Here is an 18,426-nt window from a genome sequence, read left to right on the forward strand (position 1 = left end):
ACAAGCTTATTGCGGGGCGTCTCTTTTTATGGCCTGATTATTGCATTTTGAAAACTTCATATGATGCCATTATATAAAAGGGAGGCTGATAGATGTTTGAACTGACACCAGAGCAGAAAGACATAAGAAATGCAGCAAGAGAGTTTGCCGAAGGGGAACTGAAGGAAATTGCGCGGGAGCTGGATGAAAAACAAGAGTTCGACGAAAAACTTTGGAAAAAGGCTGCAGATTTAGGTTTTCTTGGGGTCTTTATAGATGAAAAATATGGCGGTGCAGGTCTTGGGTATTTAGAACACAGCCTCATATGCGAAGAATTTTCCCGTATAGACTGCGGAATTGCTCATTCGATAACATCGTCATTTTTTGGTTCACAACTAATAAATCTCATAGGAACCGAAGAGCAAAAACTAAAATATCTCCCTTTAGTATGTACAGGTAAAGCCAAGATGGGTGTGGCCATAACGGAGCCGGACGCGGGAAGCGACGTATCTTCTGTGAAAACAATGGCAAAGAAAAATGACGACGGATATGTGATATCCGGCAACAAAACGTTCATAACAAACGCTAATCGGGGAGATTTTTTAATCGTCCTTTGCATTACCAGCCCTGAAGAGAAAAAAAAGTACGATCGTTTTAGCACTATTATTGTAGAGACTAACAGGCCGGGTTACGAAGCAAGCAAATTGAAAAACAAGCTTTCAATACGCTGCTCTGATACAGGAGAGGTTACCTTCAAAGACGTAACAGTTCCCAAAGAAAACCTCCTTGGCAAGGAGGGCAAGGGATTCTATAATATTATGGAATTTCTCAATCGTTCTCGCTTAGAAGCAGCAGGATTCGGGGTAGGAACAGCTCAGGGAGCATTAGAGAAAGCGATAGATCATGTGCGCAAAAGAAAACAGTTCGGGGTACCCCTTGCAGATTCACCGATAGTACAGTCAAAAATAGCCGAGATGGCTACCTTAGTCGAAGCCGCAAGAAGCTTCCTTTATTGTACCAGCGCAAAATTGGATAAAGGTGAATTGGACCATGCGCTTATTGCCATGACGAAATGGTATGCCGCAGAGATAGCAGTAAAAGTTTCCGATGAAGCTATACAGCTCCACGGAGGGTATGGTATATTGGAAGAATATGATGTAGGTCATTATTGGCGTGATGCAAAAGTCCTTGAGATTTTTGAAGGGACTAAAGAGGTTGAGAAATTGATTATAGGCAGGAGGTTGTTAGGGCGGTAAGAGTGTGCTAATATGATACAGACTGTATCCGAGATGCACATTGTACGAATATGGTTCAGTTTTTAAATGTGAATTAACAGGTTTTTCAATGTGGCATTAAAATTGCTTGTTCCAAATAGTAAATAAAATTTTAGAAGGGGGTATTATGAAACAGTTTCGCATTATTTGTTTGTTGGTCTTTGTTTTTTCCGTAGTGACATGTATGTCTGCAACAGTCAGTATTGCACAGGAAAAGGTAATTACAATAAAGGTTGCCAACTGGTTCCCTGTAGGAAGCAAGCACGATCTCATTTTACAGGAATGGGGTAAAGATCTGGAAAAACGAGCCGGTGGTAAAGTCAAAGTAAATTACTATGCTGCGGGCACGCTTGTTCCTGCTGCACAGTCATATGATGCCGTTGTTAAGGGAATTGCAGATGTTGGCAATCATGTCCTCGGATACACAATGGGCAGATTCCCCTTTTCACAGGTTCTCGATCTTCCAATCGGGTGGCCGCAAGGACCTGAAGCAACTAAGATTGCAAACGACTTTTATAAGAAATTTAATCCGAAAGAGTTTGATGATGTGAAGGTATTGCTGTTCCATGGGCAGCCAGGCGGTTATCTCCATACAAAAACAAGGCCTGTTGAAAAACTTGAAGATGCAAAGGGCTTGAAACTGCGGTGCTTCGGATCAAATGCAAAGTTTGTCGGTTTGATAGGTGCTGCGCCTGTAGCAATGCCTATGCCTGATGTTTATGATGCCCTTGCAAAAGGGGTTGTTGACGGGTTGATGTCGAGTTATGAAGCACTGCATAATTTCAGGACAGGGGAGCATGTAAAATATTCTACAGAGAACGTAAGCAGTGCATATTCAGCAGTATTTATCGTCATGATGAACAAGAAAAAATTTGCCTCACTTCCTCCTGATGTCCAGGCAATAGTAGATAAAATGAGCGTTGAATATATAGATAAGTACGGCAAGTTGTGGGCAGATATTACAAGGGATGGAAAGGACTGGCTGGTAAAGAGGGGCGTCAAAGTTATTTCTCTAAGCAAGGAAGAACAAGCCCGTTGGTATGAAAAAGGCTCCAAACCCCTCGTTGAAGCGTATATAAAGGATGCGAAGGAAAAGGGATTACCTGGTGATGAAGCGGTTAAGTTTCTTTTAGATTCTATCAGAAAGTATCACTAATAGTTTAAAAACCCACCCCGGGGAGTGTAATGTCCAAACTCCCCGGGCAATATACCCGAATACCGTAAAAGGAAGGTAAAAGAATGCAAAAATTTCTCAGTGCCACCTTAAAGATAAGCAGGATCACAAATTCTCTCGGAGGGGTAATACTTGCCCTGATGATGTTTTTCACGGTAGTTGATGTTGTTATGCGTTACATTGGAAAGCCTATTACAGGAACATTTGAGTTGGTAGCTTTTGCCGGAGCCCTGATTATAGGTATGTCACTTCCTCAGTCATCATTGGAAGGTGCGCACGTAAATGTTGATATACTTACAGAGTATCTCCCCGATTTTTGGAAAAGGATATTCTTAATTTTTACAAAACTATTAGGCTTTATTTTCTTCATCCTGCTCACATGGTCGTTTTTTTTAAAGGGGAACGACCTGTACAAAACCCATGAGGTTTCGCTTACCCTGCACGTACCTTATTATCCTGTAGCATACTTATTATCATTTTGCGGTCTTATAGAGTCTCTGGTACTCCTGTCCAACTTACTGAAGGCAATTTTTGGAGGTGGTAAGCATGAATGAGATTACATTCGGCATAATAGCGCTATTTTTGCTTTTATGTTTATTTCTTACAGGTATTGAACTTGCTTTTGGTATGGCTATCGTCGGTTTCATAGGGTTTGCCATGCTCAACGACTTTGATACTGCTATTAGTCTCCTGGCAAATGATTATTTTGACTCTCTCGCGTCTTACAGCCTCACAGCCATACCCCTATTTGTACTTATGGGCCAGATTGCCTTTAATGCAGGCATTGCAAGACGCTTATTCGATACTACACATAAATTTATAGGACATATCCCGGGAGGGCTTGCCGTAGCAACAGTGGCAGGCGCAACCGTGTTCAAAGCTATATGCGGTTCCGTGGCTGCCACAGCCGCAACATTTGCAAGCGTTGCTGTTCCGGAGATGGACAGATATGGTTACAGCAAAAAACTTTCGACCGGAATAGTTGCTTCAGTGGGGACGCTTGGCATTCTGCTCCCTCCAAGCGTGACCCTGATAGTTTTCGGTATCGTAACACAGCAGTCTATAGGGAAGCTTTTCATGGCCGGCGTAATACCGGGGCTTATTTTATCTTTCTTTTTTATGGTAGTAATTTTCGGATGGTGCAGAATCAATCCGTCCATTGGACCAAAGAGCGAAAAATATGACTGGCCGGCAAGATGGAAGACCGTTCCCAATGTAATATGGCCTATTGTCATATTTCTCGTATTGATAGGCGGCCTTATGTACGGGATTTTTACGCCCACAGAAGCAGGCAGCATCGGAGCATTCGCTGTGCTTGTTCTGTGTGCTCTAAAAAGGGATGTTAATTTCAAAGGCTTTATCAAATCGATTGAGGAATCTTTGCGCACCGCATGTATGGTGCTTATGCTTATTGCTTCATCAGCAATACTGGGCCATTTTATCGCTATTACCCAAATCCCACAGGTAGCAGCCGACACGATTACCGCACTGCCGATACACCGAATATTTATAATGGTTATCATTTTCTTAGTATATCTTATAGGCGGTTCTTTTATAGATGACCTTGCATTTATGATCCTTGCAACCCCGATCTTTTTTCCTATTGTATTAAAACTCGGTTATGACCCTTTATGGGCGGGCATTATGATTGCTCTTACAGTATGTATTGGTTCGGTGATTCCACCGGTGGCCATCTGTGTTTTTATCGTTAAAAATATCACTAAAGTACCCATGGGTATCATCTACAAGGGTGTTTATCCCTTTTTAATCTCAATGGTTCTTTGTGTAGTAATGCTGTTTATTTTTCCCCAACTGGTGACCTGGCTGCCCAACTTACTTATGAAATAATGGTCAGCATACCACATTTATATAAACAACAAGAGGAGGTCAATCATAATGCTCATTGGTGATATGCTTGTAAGAAATTCAAACAAGTTCCCTGCAAAAACAGCCATTGTCTCCGAAGAGGCAACGATGGACTTCAAAACATTGAACGAAAGGGTCAATTGCCTGGCAAACGCCCTATTAGGAAAGGGATTAAATAAAGGTGACCGTATTGGAGTGCTTATTCACAATTGTCATCAATTCATAGAGATTTATTTTGCAGCAGCCAAAACTGGAGGGATTTTCTGTCCTTATAACAACCATCTAACAAAAGGAGAACTTGTTGATATTCTGAAGTACTCTACCCCGAAGTTTCTTTTTTTGGATGAGGACTACGCTGAGATGATAGATATATCCAGGGCAGCTTTGAATTCAGTGAATCATTATATATGTCTCCAAACTGCGACGTTTCCTTATATGGAAGGCTACGAAAAAATTATTACCACTGGAAGCAAATCTGAACCTAATATCAAAATATCTGAAAACGATGTGCAAAGCATCATTTTTACCGCAGGTACAACAGGCAAGGCAAAGGGCGCGATGAGGACACACAGACACCTCTTATCCGATGCTGTAGCAAGTACAATCGATTTGAGGGTTGAATATGACGAGCGTGTATTGATCACATTTCCCATGTATCATGTGGCCTGTGAAGACAATATAGTCAGGCATTCTTATATGCCCAACACATTTTACATCCGGCGGGAAGGGGGATTCAACCCTGAACAAGTTCTGGAATATATCTCGAAAGAACAAATTACGAGATGCCAGATGGTGCCTACCATGATCCATAGCCTTCTCCAGGTGCCGGACATAAAGAAATTTGATTTGAGCAGCTTGCGGCTTATTCTTTATGCCGGTGCACCTATGCATGTAGAGCTTTTGAAAAAAGCACTTGAAGTATTTCCATGCGGTTTTGCCCAACTGTATGGGCAGACTGAAAGCGGACCTTTTACAACAGTATTAAAACCTGAAGATCATATCCTTGACGGGACTGAGAAGAAGATCAAGAGACTTGCTTCTTCCGGCAAACCTGCACTTAATTACGAGATCAGAATTGTAGATGAGAATGATAAAGACGTGGCTGTAGGCGAAGTAGGGGAGATAATAGGCAGAAGCGAGGCAGTTATGAAGGGGTACTGGCAGATGCCGGAGGAAACGGAAAAAAAGCTCAAAAACGGCTGGCTTCATACGGGCGATCTCGGTAAGCTTGATGAGGATGGATACGTCTATTTGGTGGAAAGAAAGAATGACATGATAATAAGCGGCGGTGTTAATATATATCCGAGAGAGATCGAGGAAATACTTTATAAACATCCGGCTGTACTTGAGGTATCGGTAATAGGCGTCCCTGATGAACACTGGGGTGAAGTGCCAAAGGCCGTTATTGTCCTGAAAGAAGGGGCCACTGTAACAGGAGAGGATATTATCAAATTTTGCGGTGAGCATCTGGCCGGATATAAAAAGCCTAAATCGGTTGATTTTTGGAAAGAACTGCCCAAGAGCCCGCAGGGAAAGATCCTGAAAAAGGAGATCCGCAAACATCTGGTGTCACTATGACGACATTGATAGAAAAAACTTTTGAAACATTGATGTATAGCCATAGACAGGTATGGCATCCAAGAGGAGGATTTTAATATGACAAAATCGATACTTGACGGAAAAAAGATTCTTGCTGTTGATGATGAACCGGATGTGTTGTCGCTACTGGAAGAAGAAATCAATGCCGAATGTTCAAGCTGCCAATTTGACAAAGCAACTACCTATGAGGAAGCTGCCAGAATGTTGAAAGAAAACGTCTATGATATTGTGGTCCTTGATATTATGGGAGTTAAAGGATTCGATCTTCTGGAACTGGCAGTAAGCCGTAATTTCAAGACAGCCATGCTCACTGCACATGCTTTAAGTGCCGAAGCACTAAAAAAATCACATGACCTGGGAGCAAGAGCTTACTTGCCGAAAGAAAAACTTGGTGAGATAGTCCCTTTTCTCAAAGACGTTCTGCAGTACGATGCCAGGTCAGGTTGGAAACGTCTTCTGGAAAAACTTGAAAACTTTTATGACAATCGTCTTGAATCTGATTGGAAAAGTAAAATCGGATTTTGGTATTAGCTAAACACGCCCATCAAGGGCGTTTTTTTACTGAGCAACTCTAATGAAACAGGGTCTGGTGCATTCTTACAAGAATGCTCGCTTTCTTATGGTAATACATAAGAATCAGGGGTATCACCCCCGATTCTCTGTTTGATATCGGAGTCTCCTTCATACCCGGAATTGTCTTTGCCGGGAACCCAGCCATCTGTGCCCGGTTAATAACAACATTTGGACTGTAGGTGCCGTATCCGCATCCGCTGGTCATCCCCGGATCATAGAGATATTTTACATAGATGCAGAACCAGTCCGATCTTACCCAGTCCTGACGAATAAAGTGCTGTTCATCTACACTAAAAGTTGTGTAAAATATCCCTTGACAGATGAGGAGAAACATCCTATAAAGTAATTATTAATAAGAATGGTTCCGAATTGAACAGAATAACCAAGGATTTTATAGCGCAACAGTTTAAAGCGAAGGGGTTGAGACTTACCCCTCAAAGGCTGGCTATCATAGAGGTGCTTATCGAAAAAGGGGATCTGCATCCTGGCACCCGTTACGTGTATGAGGAAGCAAAGAAGAAAAAGAAAAGCCTGAGCTTGTCCACCGCCTATGCGGCACTGAATGAGTTCTCCCGCCTCGGCATCATTAAAACGCTGCAGTTTGATTCCATGGAGAACCGCTATGAAGGTAGCCTTGAAGAGCACCTCAATCTGGTCTGCGAGCGTTGTGGTAAGATCATTGACTATGAAGTACCTCCTGTTGCCGACCAGCAGGAGATAGCGAAAAAAACCGGATTCTCAGTGACGGATACGAGGCTGGAGTATTATGGGTATTGCAGGGACTGTCATGTAAAAACAAAAGAGGGCGGAGATAATAGTGTTGAGGAAGAGGATTCCTGATGGACCTGTCACTTTGTCTTTTTTTGCGTTAGTTTCGTCCATTAATTTTTGGATGAATGGTCAGTAAGACACTGTTATTATTCAATAGTAGCAATGCTCAACAATTAACTCAACGAAAGGAGGAAATACCATGGACGAAGAAAGAACAGGCAAACTTTCCAAACACATTGCCGGTGGTGGCACGACGATCCTGGACTGGTGGCCGAATCAGTTGAAACTCGATATCCTGCACCAGCATTCCTGCAAGTCCAATCCGATGGGAGGGGATTTCAACTATGCCAAGGAGTTCAAGAGTCTGGACTTGGAGGCCGTGAAGAAGGATCTCAGTGAAATGATGACAAAGTCGCAGGAGTGGTGGCCGGCGGATTTCGGCCACTATGGACCTTTGTTTATCCGCATGGCGTGGCACAGCGCCGGCACCTACCGCACCGGTGACGGCCGCGGCGGCGGCGGCCACGGCAACCAGCGCTTTGCACCCCTCAACAGCTGGCCCGACAATGCGAACCTCGACAAAGCGCGCCGACTGCTCTGGCCGATCAAGCAGAAATACGGCCGGAAAATATCCTGGGCTGACCTGCTGATCCTCGCCGGCAACGTCGCCCTGGAATCTATGGGTTTCAAGACCTTCGGTTTTGCCGGCGGGCGTGAGGACATCTGGGAACCGGAAAAGGACGTATACTGGGGCTCCGAGACCGAGTGGCTTGGAGACAAGCGTTACTCCGGTGACAGGAAACTTGAAAATCCCCTCGCCGCCGTTCAGATGGGTTTGATCTATGTGAATCCGGAAGGCCCGAATGGTAACCCGGACCCGATTGCTGCGGCCAGGGATATCCGCGAGAGCTTCGGTCGCATGGCGATGAACGATGAGGAAACAGTAGCCCTCATCGCGGGCGGCCACGCTTTCGGCAAAACCCACGGCGCCGGTGACCCCTCACTGGTGGGCCCGGAACCGGAAGCTGCCGGCATCGAGGAACAGGGTCTTGGATGGAAGAGCAGCTTCGGCACAGGCAAAGGCAACGACACGATTACTGGCGGCCCGGAAGTCATCTGGACCAATACGCCCACGAAGTGGAGCAACAACTTCTTCCGTATCCTTTTCAGCTTCGAATGGGAACTGGAGAAGAGTCCGGCCGGTGCACAGCAGTGGAAGCCGAAGGGTGATGCAGGTGCCAATACCGTGCCGGATCCGCATGACCCGTCAAAGCATCGCGCCCCGGGCATGCTGACCACTGACCTTTCTCTGCGTTTCGACCCTGTCTACGAAAAGATCTCAAGACGCTTCTACGAGAACCCGGACCAGCTCGCGGACGCCTTCGCCCGGGCATGGTTCAAGCTGACGCACCGTGACATGGGCCCGCGCACACGCTATCTCGGCCCAGAGGTTCCTGCAGAAGAGCTCATCTGGCAAGACCCCATCCCTGCCGTCAATCACAAACTGATTGATGCACAGGACATTACCTCCCTCAAGGGCAAGATCCTTGCTTCCGGCCTATCGGTGTCGGAGCTGGTTTTGACCGCCTGGGCGTCTGCTTCCACTTTCCGTGGCTCCGACAAGCGCGGCGGTGCCAACGGTGCCCGCATTCGTCTGGCGCCGCAGAAGGATTGGGAAGTCAACGAGCCTGCCCAGCTGGCGAAGGTGCTCAAGACCCTGGAGAGCATCCAGGGTGCGTTCAACAGTGCCCAGTCCGGCGGCAAGAAGGTATCACTGGCTGACCTGATAGTTTTGGCCGGTTGCGCGGGTGTCGAAGAGGCTGCGAAGAATGCCGGTCATGAGGTGACGGTTCCTTTCACACCAGGACGCATGGATGCCTCACAGGAGCAAACCGACGTAAAGTCAATCGCCGTACTCGAACCGGCTGCAGACGGGTTCCGTAACTATCAAAAAGAGAAATATGCAGTGAGGCCAGAGGAAATGCTGGTTGACCGTGCGCAACTGCTTACGCTGACCGCTCCTGAGATGACGGTTCTCGTGGGCGGAATGCGTGTCCTGAAGGCCAATTTCGAAGGGTCCCGGCACGGTGTCTTCACCAGGCGGCCAGAGACTCTCACTAATGACTTTTTTGTGAATCTGCTCGACATGAGCACTAATTGGACGGCAACCGCTGAAGACGATGAGATATTCGAAGGTCGTGATCGCGCAACGGGCGCACTCACGTGGACCGGCACACGCGTCGACCTGATCTTTGGTTCGAACTCTCAGCTCAGGGCATTGGCGGAAGTGTACGGATGTGAGGACTCCCAGGAGAAGTTCCTGCACGATTTTGTAGCCGTGTGGAACAAAGTAATGAACCTTGACCGTTTCGACCTCTCCTGATTATGGCATAAACGTCTTCAATGGCTTATGACAGGCCGGTATAAAACGATCAGCTAACATTCCGGTTACAGTGGACGGTGTATCGCCGCCGCTGAACCGGAATGTTAATGCTTCACTTCTGGCAGTTCATCAAGGAATGTTTAAGTTCAGGTTTCGCATACATCCTGGTCTTTTTCTCAAAGTATGATTTTGCATTTTGTAAGACAGCAACTTTCTTTTTAATAGGCATAGGTTTAGATGTTGATTCCGGTTTTCTTCTTTTGTATGCGGTAAGTATCTTTTCTAATTTAACATTGGTTACAGGCGTCTCCATTATTTCATCAAATATGGTAAAAAAGTCAGGACTTCCAAGATTAGCGGCAAAGAGATATCCCTGGGAAACAGGGAGTTTTCCATTGGTACGGTTTAATCACGACAGCGGAGTGACAATTACGTCCTGAATTTTAGGAACCAGTTTTAAGAGTGAGATTACGTTAAACATTGTCGTTATTGACTTTCTGACGATTTTAAGAATTTCTTCAACAGTTGAAGAAAAACTTTCTGATACATATTTGGGGGACCGATTGTAACTTACCAAATCGCTTATCACTCCATCCAAATTGTAGCCTTTGTCAGGATGTTTTGCCTGAATATATCCAAGTATGCCTTTGGCCTGATCTATGGGATTTAAGTCCTCTCTCTGGAGATTTTCTGTTAGCTGGATGGCAAGTATTTCATCCTTTTGGGTGACTGTATTAACAATTCTTGCCGGGATTGTTTCCATACCGAGTTTTTGGGCTGCCAAATAACGGCGTTCCCCGCAGAGAAGAAGATACTTGTCATCTTTTTGAGTTAAAAGTACAGGCTCTAATACACCTTTTTCTTTAATTGACGACATAAGAGCTTTAAATGACTCGCTTGTTGTGTCAACGGCTGAACGAATCTCGTAACCCATCAATGTACTTGCTTTCAAAACATAATTCACGATCAAAGCTAAAAGGCCATATGCTCGAATTGTGAAATAGGAGTCATCCCAATAAGGACGGAAAGGGTAAATTTCAATCGTAGTCTTTGCCTCTGGAAAACCACGCAGTGTGTGCAGCGGAACCTTCTGTCAGAATACCGCATTCGATACTGAGGATGTAGCGATACAGGCTCCGCGGCACAGTTTGTTGGATATGCACGGTGTACAACAATGTGTCAGGTGTGCTATATTGGTACACATTGAAGCAGGGCATACTCATTTTTTCACTTTATGCGCTTTGATTTGGTTAGGTTTTTTCTTTTGCACTTTATGGTATATAAATTGCAAAATCAATTTAGAAATATTGGTATAGGTTTATTTATGAATGACAAGAGAATAAGATACTCTATTATAAGAAAGCCTTCATAACGAGGTATAAGCAAATGTCTATCCAGACTCAAACAAGGGTTTTAACATGCATCCAATGCGGAAAATGTACGGGGAGCTGCCCTGAGGCAGGAAGAACGCCCTTCAACATACGTATGCTTGTAAGAAAACAACAGTTTCATCACCAGATAGAGGAGTCGATCCCATGGTATTGTACATCATGCGGTGCATGTACCATAAGGTGTCCCAGAGATGTAAAGCCATCAGAAATGATTATTGAAGTAAGGTCTGTCATGGTTGAAGAAGGGGACATACCGGCAACCATTCAAAAAGCCCTTGAGAATACTTTTGTTCAGAGAAACCCATGGGGCCGTTCCCGCGCTAAAAGGGGAGCATGGTTCGAAAAACTTGATATCGAGATCCCTCATGTAAGCGAAACCGTATCAAAGAGGCTCCTTTTTACCTGTTGTATTCAGGCATACGATCCACGTTGCATGGTCATACCGGTAAATGTAGCAAAAATGTTCAAGAAAGGTGGCCTGGAGTTCGGCGTTCTTGGAGAAGAGGAAGCATGCTGCGGCAATGAGATACGGAGGATAGGCGAGTCGGGTCTTTTTGAGGAGCTTCAGGAAGAAAATATTGCCGCTTTTAAAGAATACGGAGTTAAGGAGATTATAACCCTTTCCCCCCATTGTATGAACACGCTGAAAAAGGAATACGGCAATCTGGGCATCAAGGTATCACATTACACAGAAATACTTGCAACCATGATAAAAGATGGATACCTCGTGCCCAAAATACCTTATAACAAGAAAGTAATTTACCACGATCCCTGTTTTCTCGGAAAGCAAAACGGCATCTTTGATGAACCAAGAGATATACTCAAAAGCATAGAAGGTCTGGAACTCCTTGAGTTTTCCAGATCAAGAGAAACATCCCTCTGTTGCGAAGGCGGCGGCGGAAGGATGTTTTACGAGGCTGAGACGAACTACCAGCGTAATAGCGAAATAAGAGTTCTGGAAGCAGTAGAAAAAGGAGCGGAAGTAATGGCAACAAGCTGCCCCTTTTGTGTAATGACGCTTGAAGATCCTGCAACCGAAAAGGGGTTGGCAGTAAAAGAGATATCCGAGATACTCATGGAGGTTTTATAAGATGAATCTATTAGTTTTTACAAAAAGAGTACCGGCGACACAGGAAGAAGAACTGCGTATTGTTGAAGAGGGTAGGGGGGTTGACCTTTCAAAGGTTCCCTTCAAAGTGAATGACTGGGATAATTACGCAGTGGAAGAGGCTGTGCGGATTGTTGAGAAGACAGGCGGATCTGTGACGGCAATCTCAATGGGCGATGCAGAATCCGACGAGGTCTTGCGAAGAGCCATTGCTATGGGTGCGAAGGACGGTTTTCTCATCGAGACTGATCAAATACTCCACGATCCAGGTGCAAGGGCGAACGTTATACAGAATTTCCTGAAAAAAGAAAACGTCTCTTTTGATGCAATCTTAACGGGTGTACAGTCCGAGGACGATCAGTTCGGCGCAACAGGCGGTATTCTCGCGTCAAAAATGGGGCTTCCCTTCGTATCTATGGTTATCGGCATCGATGCCTTTGAAAGTGACCATGTTATAGCAAGAAGGGAACTCGAAGGCGGTCTGCAGGAGAGAGTAAAGGTTATGCTTCCATGCGTCATATCGATTCAGACAGGAATCAACGAGCCAAGGTACGTTTCCATCATGGGAGTACGGAAGGCATCCAAGGTAGAACGTAAGATCTTTAAAGGAAAAGAGTACGAAGATAACGTAAACTCCAGTATAGAGCTTGTAAAATGGGTTTACCCGGTCAGGAAGGGCGAGGCAACCATGCTTACAGGAGAACTGGATGGTATATGTAAAGAACTTCTCGGAATTCTGAAGGAAAAGGGGGTGTACCAATGAGCTATACACTTGTTGTTGCTGAGGTAAGACGCGGGGTCTTTGAGGAAAGAAATCTGGATTCCATAGGTATTGCAGCCCTCCTGCAAAAAGATATCGTCCTTCTTGTTCCGGATGTTGCCTATGAAATGAAGGGAAATTTTGTTGACACAATAATGAAAGTTAACGTGGAAGAGGCTTTATTTTTCAATCCACTGAATTTTATAAACATTTTTGAGAAAGTAAAAGGTGCCCGCGGCAATCCGGATATGATTGTCTTCACACATTCGTCATCAGGCACTGAGCTTGCATCATATACAGCAGGTTATTTCAATATGCCTCTTATTACTGATGTCAGCGGTTTTGAAAAGGAAGGAAATATTTTCTATAAAAGCTACTATTCCGACAAGATTTTCGGTGAGTTCCGGCAGGCAGGGGAAGGACCATGCATCATTACTGTGAGGAGCGGCAGTTTTAAAGAAAATGCTGTTGAAAAAGGTCCTGCTGAAACCGTTACGCTTGAGGGTATTTCCCTTTCAGATATGAGAACCTTCGTTGAGTATGTTGAAGAAGAAAAGGGAGAGATAGATATCACAAAAGCAGATTTCCTCCTTTCCGTGGGAAGAGGGATTGGAAATAAAGATGAGATAGCTGATTACCAGGAGCTTGCCGGGCTGTTAAAGGCAACTATGTCCGGCTCTCGGCCGGTCATTGATAAGATGTGGCTTCCCAAGGCACAACAGGTCGGTACATCAGGCAAAACAGTCAAGCCTAAAGTATACCTTGCCATGGGCATAAGCGGGGCTTTTCAGCATATAGCCGGCATGAAAGATTCTGATTGTATTATAGCGGTCAACAAAGACCCGGAGGCGCCTATCTTTCAATATGCCCATTACGGCATAATCGGTGATGCAAACAAGCTAAGAGATAAGCTGAAGGATATTGCCAAGGGTTAATAATAGAACGAATTGTAAAGAATAGAAATGGATGAGACATATTCACAAGAAAAACACGTCCTTGTTGTAGGCGGTGGTATTGGCGGCATAACTGCTGCCCTTGAGCTTGCGGCCTGCGGCGTTCACGTAACCATGCTCGAGGAAGGCCCGTCCATAGGGGGACGGATGATTCAGCTCGATAAGACCTTCCCTACGCTTGATTGTTCCACATGCACCCTTTCACCCAAAATGGTTGAGGTAGCACTCAATCGTAATATAGAGCTGCTCTCATGGGCAAAACCCATGGCAGTAAAAAAAGCGGGGCAGGGCTTTCAGGTATCGATCCTGAAAAAATCGCGATATGTCGATATCCAGAAATGCACTGCCTGTGGATCCTGTTCACCGGCATGTCCTGTGGTAATGAAGAGTGAGTTCAACATGGGGACAGGACCGAGAAAAGCAATCTATATTCCTTTTCCTCAGGCCATTCCCAACAAGGCAAGTATTGACAAGCGTGTAGACCGTCCGTGTAAAGCCGCTTGTGTTGATGCATGTCCAATTCATACAAACGTTCTTGGATACCTCAAGCATATTAGTGAGGGAAGGTTTGCCGATGCCTACATGCTCATCAGGGCAACAAACCCATTCCCGTCGGTGTGCGGAAGGGTATGCTATGCACCCTGCGAAAAAGTTTGCAACAGAGGACAATTGGATGATCCATTGGCAATTCGTGACCTGAAAAGATTTGCGGTTGATCAATTTGATGTGGATTCTCTTGAAGTGCCCCAAATAACAAAGACAGAAAAAAAGGTGGCTGTTATCGGAGCAGGGCCGGCCGGCCTTGCCTGTGCACACAACCTTGCCATAGAAGGCCATGAAGTAACAGTTTTTGAGGCCCTTCCAGAGCCGGGAGGCATGTTGCGGTATGCCATACCTGAATACCGGCTTCCCAAAGAAGAGCTGAGAAAAGAGATCGGTTATATTGAAAAACTTGGTGTTGACATTAAATGCGGCATAGAAATAGGCAAGGATATGACTATTAATGCTGTAAAGAATGATTTTGATGCTATCTTCATCGGCGCAGGAGCCCCGAAGGGTTTGCTTCTTGGGGTGGAAGGGGAAGATACTGACGGTGTTATCGATGGTATACAATTTCTCCGTGCTGTCAATAGCGGTAAGTCCCTGGCAATAGGGAAGAATGTCACCGTCGTAGGCGGAGGAAACACTGCCGTCGACTGTGCGAGAACAGCAAAACGGCTCGGAAGCGAGAATGTAAAGCTCGTTTACCGGAGAACCCGTGATGAGATGCCAGCAGCCGGTGAAGAGATAGAGGCACTCATCCACGAGGGGATAGAAATACAGTTCCTTACAACACCGGTTCGCTTTTATGCAGAAAATGGAAGGCTCTCCGGGATGGAGTGCATCCGCATGGAACTCGGTGAGCCCGATGCAAGCGGCCGCAGGCGTCCGGTCCCCGTTGCAAACTCAAAATTTACACTCCCTGTCGATACGGTCATTACAGCCCTTGGTCAGGCAACCCAGACCTCTTTTGTCGAAGGGATAGGGGTGGTGTTGGCGAAAAACGGCACGATTGAAGTAGACCCTGCAACAGGCCAGACGAATATTGATGGCGTATTTGCCGGTGGTGATGTTTATACAGGACCTGCCTATGTGGTTGATGCCATTGCAGCCGGTCAGAAGGCGGCTTTTTCCATAAACAACTATTTGAAGGGTGCAGCAATAACTGAGGTCAGGGAAGAAAAGAAACCTGAGCAGCTTACAGAGGTTGAAGTGGCCCAACTGGCTGAGAAAACTCCACGGGCAGAGCGTATTCGTATGCCTGAAGCAAATGTTGAAGAGAGAGTGACCAATTTCGGCGAAGTGGCCATCGGCTACAGTCCGGAAGAAGCAATGGCTGAGGCAACACGATGCCTTGCCGGTCGTATAGAAGGCTGCATTCAGTGCGGTGAGTGCGAGAGACAGTGTGAAGTAAGAGCTATTGATCATGCCATGCAGGATGAGATTGTGGAAAGAGAGTACGACAGCATAGTCCTTGCCCCTGGCTTTGATCTATATGACCCGACGGAAAAAAAGGAATACGGCTATGGCACCCTTGAAGGGGTTTTGACAGGCATCGAGTTCGAGCGGATCTGTTCAGTCACAGGACCGACCGGCGGCGATATTGTGTTGAACGGAAAAGTTCCGAAGCGATTTTATTTTATACAATGTGTGGGCTCCAGGGATCGGCAAAGCGGTGCCAGGTTCTGTTCACGGGTATGCTGCATGTATACGGCAAAACATGCCAGTATCGTCAAGGACAGGATTAAAGATGCTGAGATTTATGTTTCCTACATTGATGTCAGGGCTTATGGAAAGAGTTATGAAGAATTTTACAAGAGCACTCAGGAAAGCGGAACCTTTTACATACGGGGCATTCCCGGAGAAATTACGAAGACTGAAAATGGCTTATTGGTAAGAGTGGAGGACATGCTAAGCAATGAAATGCTTGAGGTTGAAGTTGATCTGGTAATCCTCGCAACAGGGGTACGACCGCGTAAACAGACTGAAGACCTTTGCAGAATCATGTCCATAAAAAGAGATGAGTATGGTTTTATCAGGGTGGACTCAATACAGCCGTCACGGACAAATGTTAATGGCATCTTTGTATGCGGCATGGCCTCGGGGCCTAAGGATGTACCCGATACTGTCGCATCCGGCGGAGAAGCGGCTGCGCGATGCATGGAGTACATAAATAAGTGAAAAGTGAACGGTGCATAGTGAATAGTAGAAGATTTCTGAAATCTTGTTTGTGTCCCACGTCACACGTCTCACGTCCCACGGGGGTTTGGATATGAAGACCGGTATATTCATCTGCCATTGCGGTCACAATATCAAACACACCATTGATGTGAAAAAGCTGAGCCAGTACTTCAAAAAATATCCCGGTGTAACCGTTGCAGAAGACTATCCCTTTGTCTGTTCTGAGCCTGGTCAGGACATGATCAGGGACAGTATTGAAAAACAAGGACTTGATCGCGTGCTTATCGCATCTTGCACACCTTCACTCCACGGAGAATTGTTCAAGGACCTCCTGAAAAAGTCAGACCTAAACCCCTTTCTTTTAAGAAGAGTCAGCATCAGAGAGCATTGTTCCTGGGTTGGCGATGACCTTGACATCAATACAGAAAAGGCAAGAAGACTGATCCTGGCAGGACTTTATTCGGCAGCTCATTACGTTCCCCTCGAAGAAAAGGTAGTGGAGGTCACCAAGTCGGCACTTATCGTAGGAGGCGGAGTCTCAGGCTTAAGCGCAGCAGCATTTCTTTCAAAAATGGGAATGCAGGTATATCTTGTAGAAAAAGAAGCTGAACTTGGCGGTCATGTTCGAGCCCTTAAGGACATCTGGCCTGCCAGAAGGGACGGCAAGGAAATTATCGATGAAATGGTGGAGGAACTAACCGGTAAAAGCAATGTTGAAATATTCACCTCAACAACGATCAGCGCCTTTGAAGGTTTTTTCGGCAACTACGAAGTAACGCTCAATACCCCGAAGGGAGAGAAAAAATTAACTGCAGGCGGAGTGATTGTGGCTGCAGGATTTTCACCTTTTGATCCCCGCATAAAGCCGGAGCTGGCCTACGGTAAAGATAAAAGGATTATTACTACGCTCGATTTTGAAAGAGACAGTGACTCCCTCTCTCTTCCCGAGAATCCACGTATAGCTATACTCCACTGTGTAGGTTCAAGAGATGAACAGATAGGTAAACCATACTGTTCGAGGGTGTGCTGTATCAATGCGCTTCGTGTCGGTGATTCGATAAAAGAGAAATATAAGGATTCATACGTTGAATCATTTTATATGGATGTAAGGGCGCATCCGCGAGGCGGAGAAGAATTCTTTGAAGATACTCAGGAAAAGGGTGTCCTGTTCACGAGAAGCAATATCGCTGAGATTGTTCCGGGTTCTAAGGGTGTACTTGTCCGGGGAGAAGATACATTATTTAATGAGTTCTTTGAGAGGGAGTTTGATCTTGTTGTCCTTTCAATAGGCATGTCTCCCCCTGTTGACAATAAGCTGATTGCCACGCTTTTCAAGATAACCCTTGATAAAGATAAATTCTTCCTTGAAGCACATATTAAACTGAGACCCTTTGACACGGCGGTAAAGGGAATTTTCATAGCAGGATCATGTTCAGGTCCAAAGGATATTGAGGAATCAATCAACCACGGAAGGGCCTCTGCGGTGAAGCTCTACGGATTCCTTAACCTCGGATATGCCTTTGTAGACCCCTTTATATCAATCGTTGATCCAAAGAGGTGCAGCGGCTGCAGGATGTGTGAACAGGCCTGTGTTGCAAAAGCAATAAAGTATGATGAAACAAAGAGGATTGTCCATGTTGAGGAAGCCGCCTGCATGGGATGCGGCCTCTGTAACAGTACGTGCCCCTCATCGGCAGTAACCTTAAAAGGTTATGCGGACATGATTATTGATGATGAAATAAGCGCCCTCACGGAGGCAATATAAATCAGTGAATAGTGAATAGTATAAAAACAGTTTAAATTAGCAGGGACGTTTTGGTTGAATGGTATTAAACTATTCACTATTCACTATTCACTATTCACTAACGACTATT

The 18,426-nt window shown here is 45.4% G+C and carries 16 protein-coding genes; 13 read left to right on the forward strand and 3 right to left on the reverse strand.

Annotation, left to right across the window (positions count from 1 at the left end; all coding sequences use genetic code 11):
- The first annotated feature begins 92 nt into the window (after positions 1-92).
- From NT010_15700 to NT010_15725, 6 genes are all read left to right on the forward strand, one after another.
- Positions 93-1,235 carry an acyl-CoA/acyl-ACP dehydrogenase gene (locus NT010_15700; protein ID MCX5807485.1) on the forward strand — a complete coding sequence of 381 codons (1,143 nt, stop codon included), beginning with the start codon at positions 93-95 and terminating at the stop codon, positions 1,233-1,235.
- A 145-nt stretch (positions 1,236-1,380) separates the two neighbouring features.
- Positions 1,381-2,409 (forward strand): TRAP transporter substrate-binding protein, encoded by a 1,029-nt coding sequence (locus tag NT010_15705; GenBank protein MCX5807486.1) that lies wholly within the window; start codon positions 1,381-1,383, stop codon positions 2,407-2,409.
- A gap of 83 nt (positions 2,410-2,492) precedes the next feature.
- Positions 2,493-2,981, forward strand: a complete 489-nt coding sequence (locus NT010_15710; protein ID MCX5807487.1) for a TRAP transporter small permease — start codon at positions 2,493-2,495, stop codon at positions 2,979-2,981.
- A complete protein-coding gene (locus NT010_15715) occupies positions 2,974-4,275 on the forward strand; it encodes a TRAP transporter large permease (protein ID MCX5807488.1) in 1,302 nt (433 codons plus the stop codon). The genes NT010_15710 and NT010_15715 overlap by 8 nt, the downstream gene beginning before the upstream one ends.
- A 48-nt stretch (positions 4,276-4,323) precedes the next feature.
- The gene (locus NT010_15720) at positions 4,324-5,871 is read left to right on the forward strand and encodes a long-chain-fatty-acid--CoA ligase (protein MCX5807489.1); all 1,548 of its coding nucleotides are present in this window, start codon (positions 4,324-4,326) and stop codon (positions 5,869-5,871) included.
- Between the two features lie 78 nt (positions 5,872-5,949).
- Positions 5,950-6,423 (forward strand): response regulator, encoded by a 474-nt coding sequence (locus tag NT010_15725; GenBank protein ID MCX5807490.1) that lies wholly within the window; start codon positions 5,950-5,952, stop codon positions 6,421-6,423.
- Between the two features lie 40 nt (positions 6,424-6,463).
- Here the strand turns inward: NT010_15725 and NT010_15730 are convergent, their stop codons facing one another.
- Entirely contained in the window at positions 6,464-6,799 is a 336-nt protein-coding gene (locus tag NT010_15730) for an S-layer homology domain-containing protein (protein MCX5807491.1), read from the reverse strand.
- 35 nt (positions 6,800-6,834) lie between these two features.
- Between NT010_15730 and NT010_15735 the strand changes: the two genes are divergently transcribed.
- Together NT010_15735 and katG are read left to right on the forward strand one after the other, a co-directional pair.
- Positions 6,835-7,305 carry a Fur family transcriptional regulator gene (locus NT010_15735; GenBank protein MCX5807492.1) on the forward strand — a complete coding sequence of 157 codons (471 nt, stop codon included), beginning with the start codon at positions 6,835-6,837 and terminating at the stop codon, positions 7,303-7,305.
- A 130-nt stretch (positions 7,306-7,435) separates the two neighbouring features.
- Complete coding sequence (gene katG, locus NT010_15740) at positions 7,436-9,619, forward strand: catalase/peroxidase HPI (GenBank protein MCX5807493.1); 2,184 nt, start codon at positions 7,436-7,438, stop codon at positions 9,617-9,619.
- A 112-nt stretch (positions 9,620-9,731) separates the two neighbouring features.
- Here the strand turns inward: katG and NT010_15745 are convergent, their stop codons facing one another.
- Both NT010_15745 and NT010_15750 read right to left on the reverse strand, forming a co-directional pair.
- Positions 9,732-9,932: a hypothetical protein gene (locus NT010_15745; GenBank protein ID MCX5807494.1), complete on the reverse strand. Its 201-nt coding sequence runs from the start codon at positions 9,930-9,932 to the stop codon at positions 9,732-9,734.
- Positions 9,933-10,028: 96 nt separating this feature from the next.
- Positions 10,029-10,553 (reverse strand): ParB/RepB/Spo0J family partition protein, encoded by a 525-nt coding sequence (locus NT010_15750; protein ID MCX5807495.1) that lies wholly within the window; start codon positions 10,551-10,553, stop codon positions 10,029-10,031.
- Positions 10,554-11,005: 452 nt separating this feature from the next.
- Between NT010_15750 and NT010_15755 the strand changes: the two genes are divergently transcribed.
- From NT010_15755 to NT010_15775, 5 genes are all read left to right on the forward strand, one after another.
- On the forward strand, positions 11,006-12,100 hold the full coding sequence (locus tag NT010_15755) for a (Fe-S)-binding protein (GenBank protein MCX5807496.1): 1,095 nt from the start codon (positions 11,006-11,008) through the stop codon (positions 12,098-12,100).
- A 1-nt stretch (position 12,101) separates the two neighbouring features.
- Positions 12,102-12,881, forward strand: a complete 780-nt coding sequence (locus tag NT010_15760; protein MCX5807497.1) for an electron transfer flavoprotein subunit beta/FixA family protein — start codon at positions 12,102-12,104, stop codon at positions 12,879-12,881.
- A complete protein-coding gene (locus NT010_15765) occupies positions 12,878-13,813 on the forward strand; it encodes an electron transfer flavoprotein subunit alpha/FixB family protein (protein MCX5807498.1) in 936 nt (311 codons plus the stop codon). The genes NT010_15760 and NT010_15765 overlap by 4 nt, the downstream gene beginning before the upstream one ends.
- Before the next feature lie 27 nt (positions 13,814-13,840).
- Positions 13,841-16,552, forward strand: coding sequence for an FAD-dependent oxidoreductase (locus NT010_15770; protein MCX5807499.1), 2,712 nt, complete (start codon positions 13,841-13,843; stop codon positions 16,550-16,552).
- A gap of 91 nt (positions 16,553-16,643) precedes the next feature.
- Positions 16,644-18,317, forward strand: a complete 1,674-nt coding sequence (locus tag NT010_15775) for a CoB--CoM heterodisulfide reductase iron-sulfur subunit A family protein (GenBank protein MCX5807500.1) — start codon at positions 16,644-16,646, stop codon at positions 18,315-18,317.
- The last annotated feature ends 109 nt before the right edge of the window (positions 18,318-18,426 follow it).

It is taken from the genome of Pseudomonadota bacterium, from assembly GCA_026388275.1.
Classification (GTDB): Bacteria; Desulfobacterota; Syntrophorhabdia; order Syntrophorhabdales; family Syntrophorhabdaceae; genus JAPLKB01.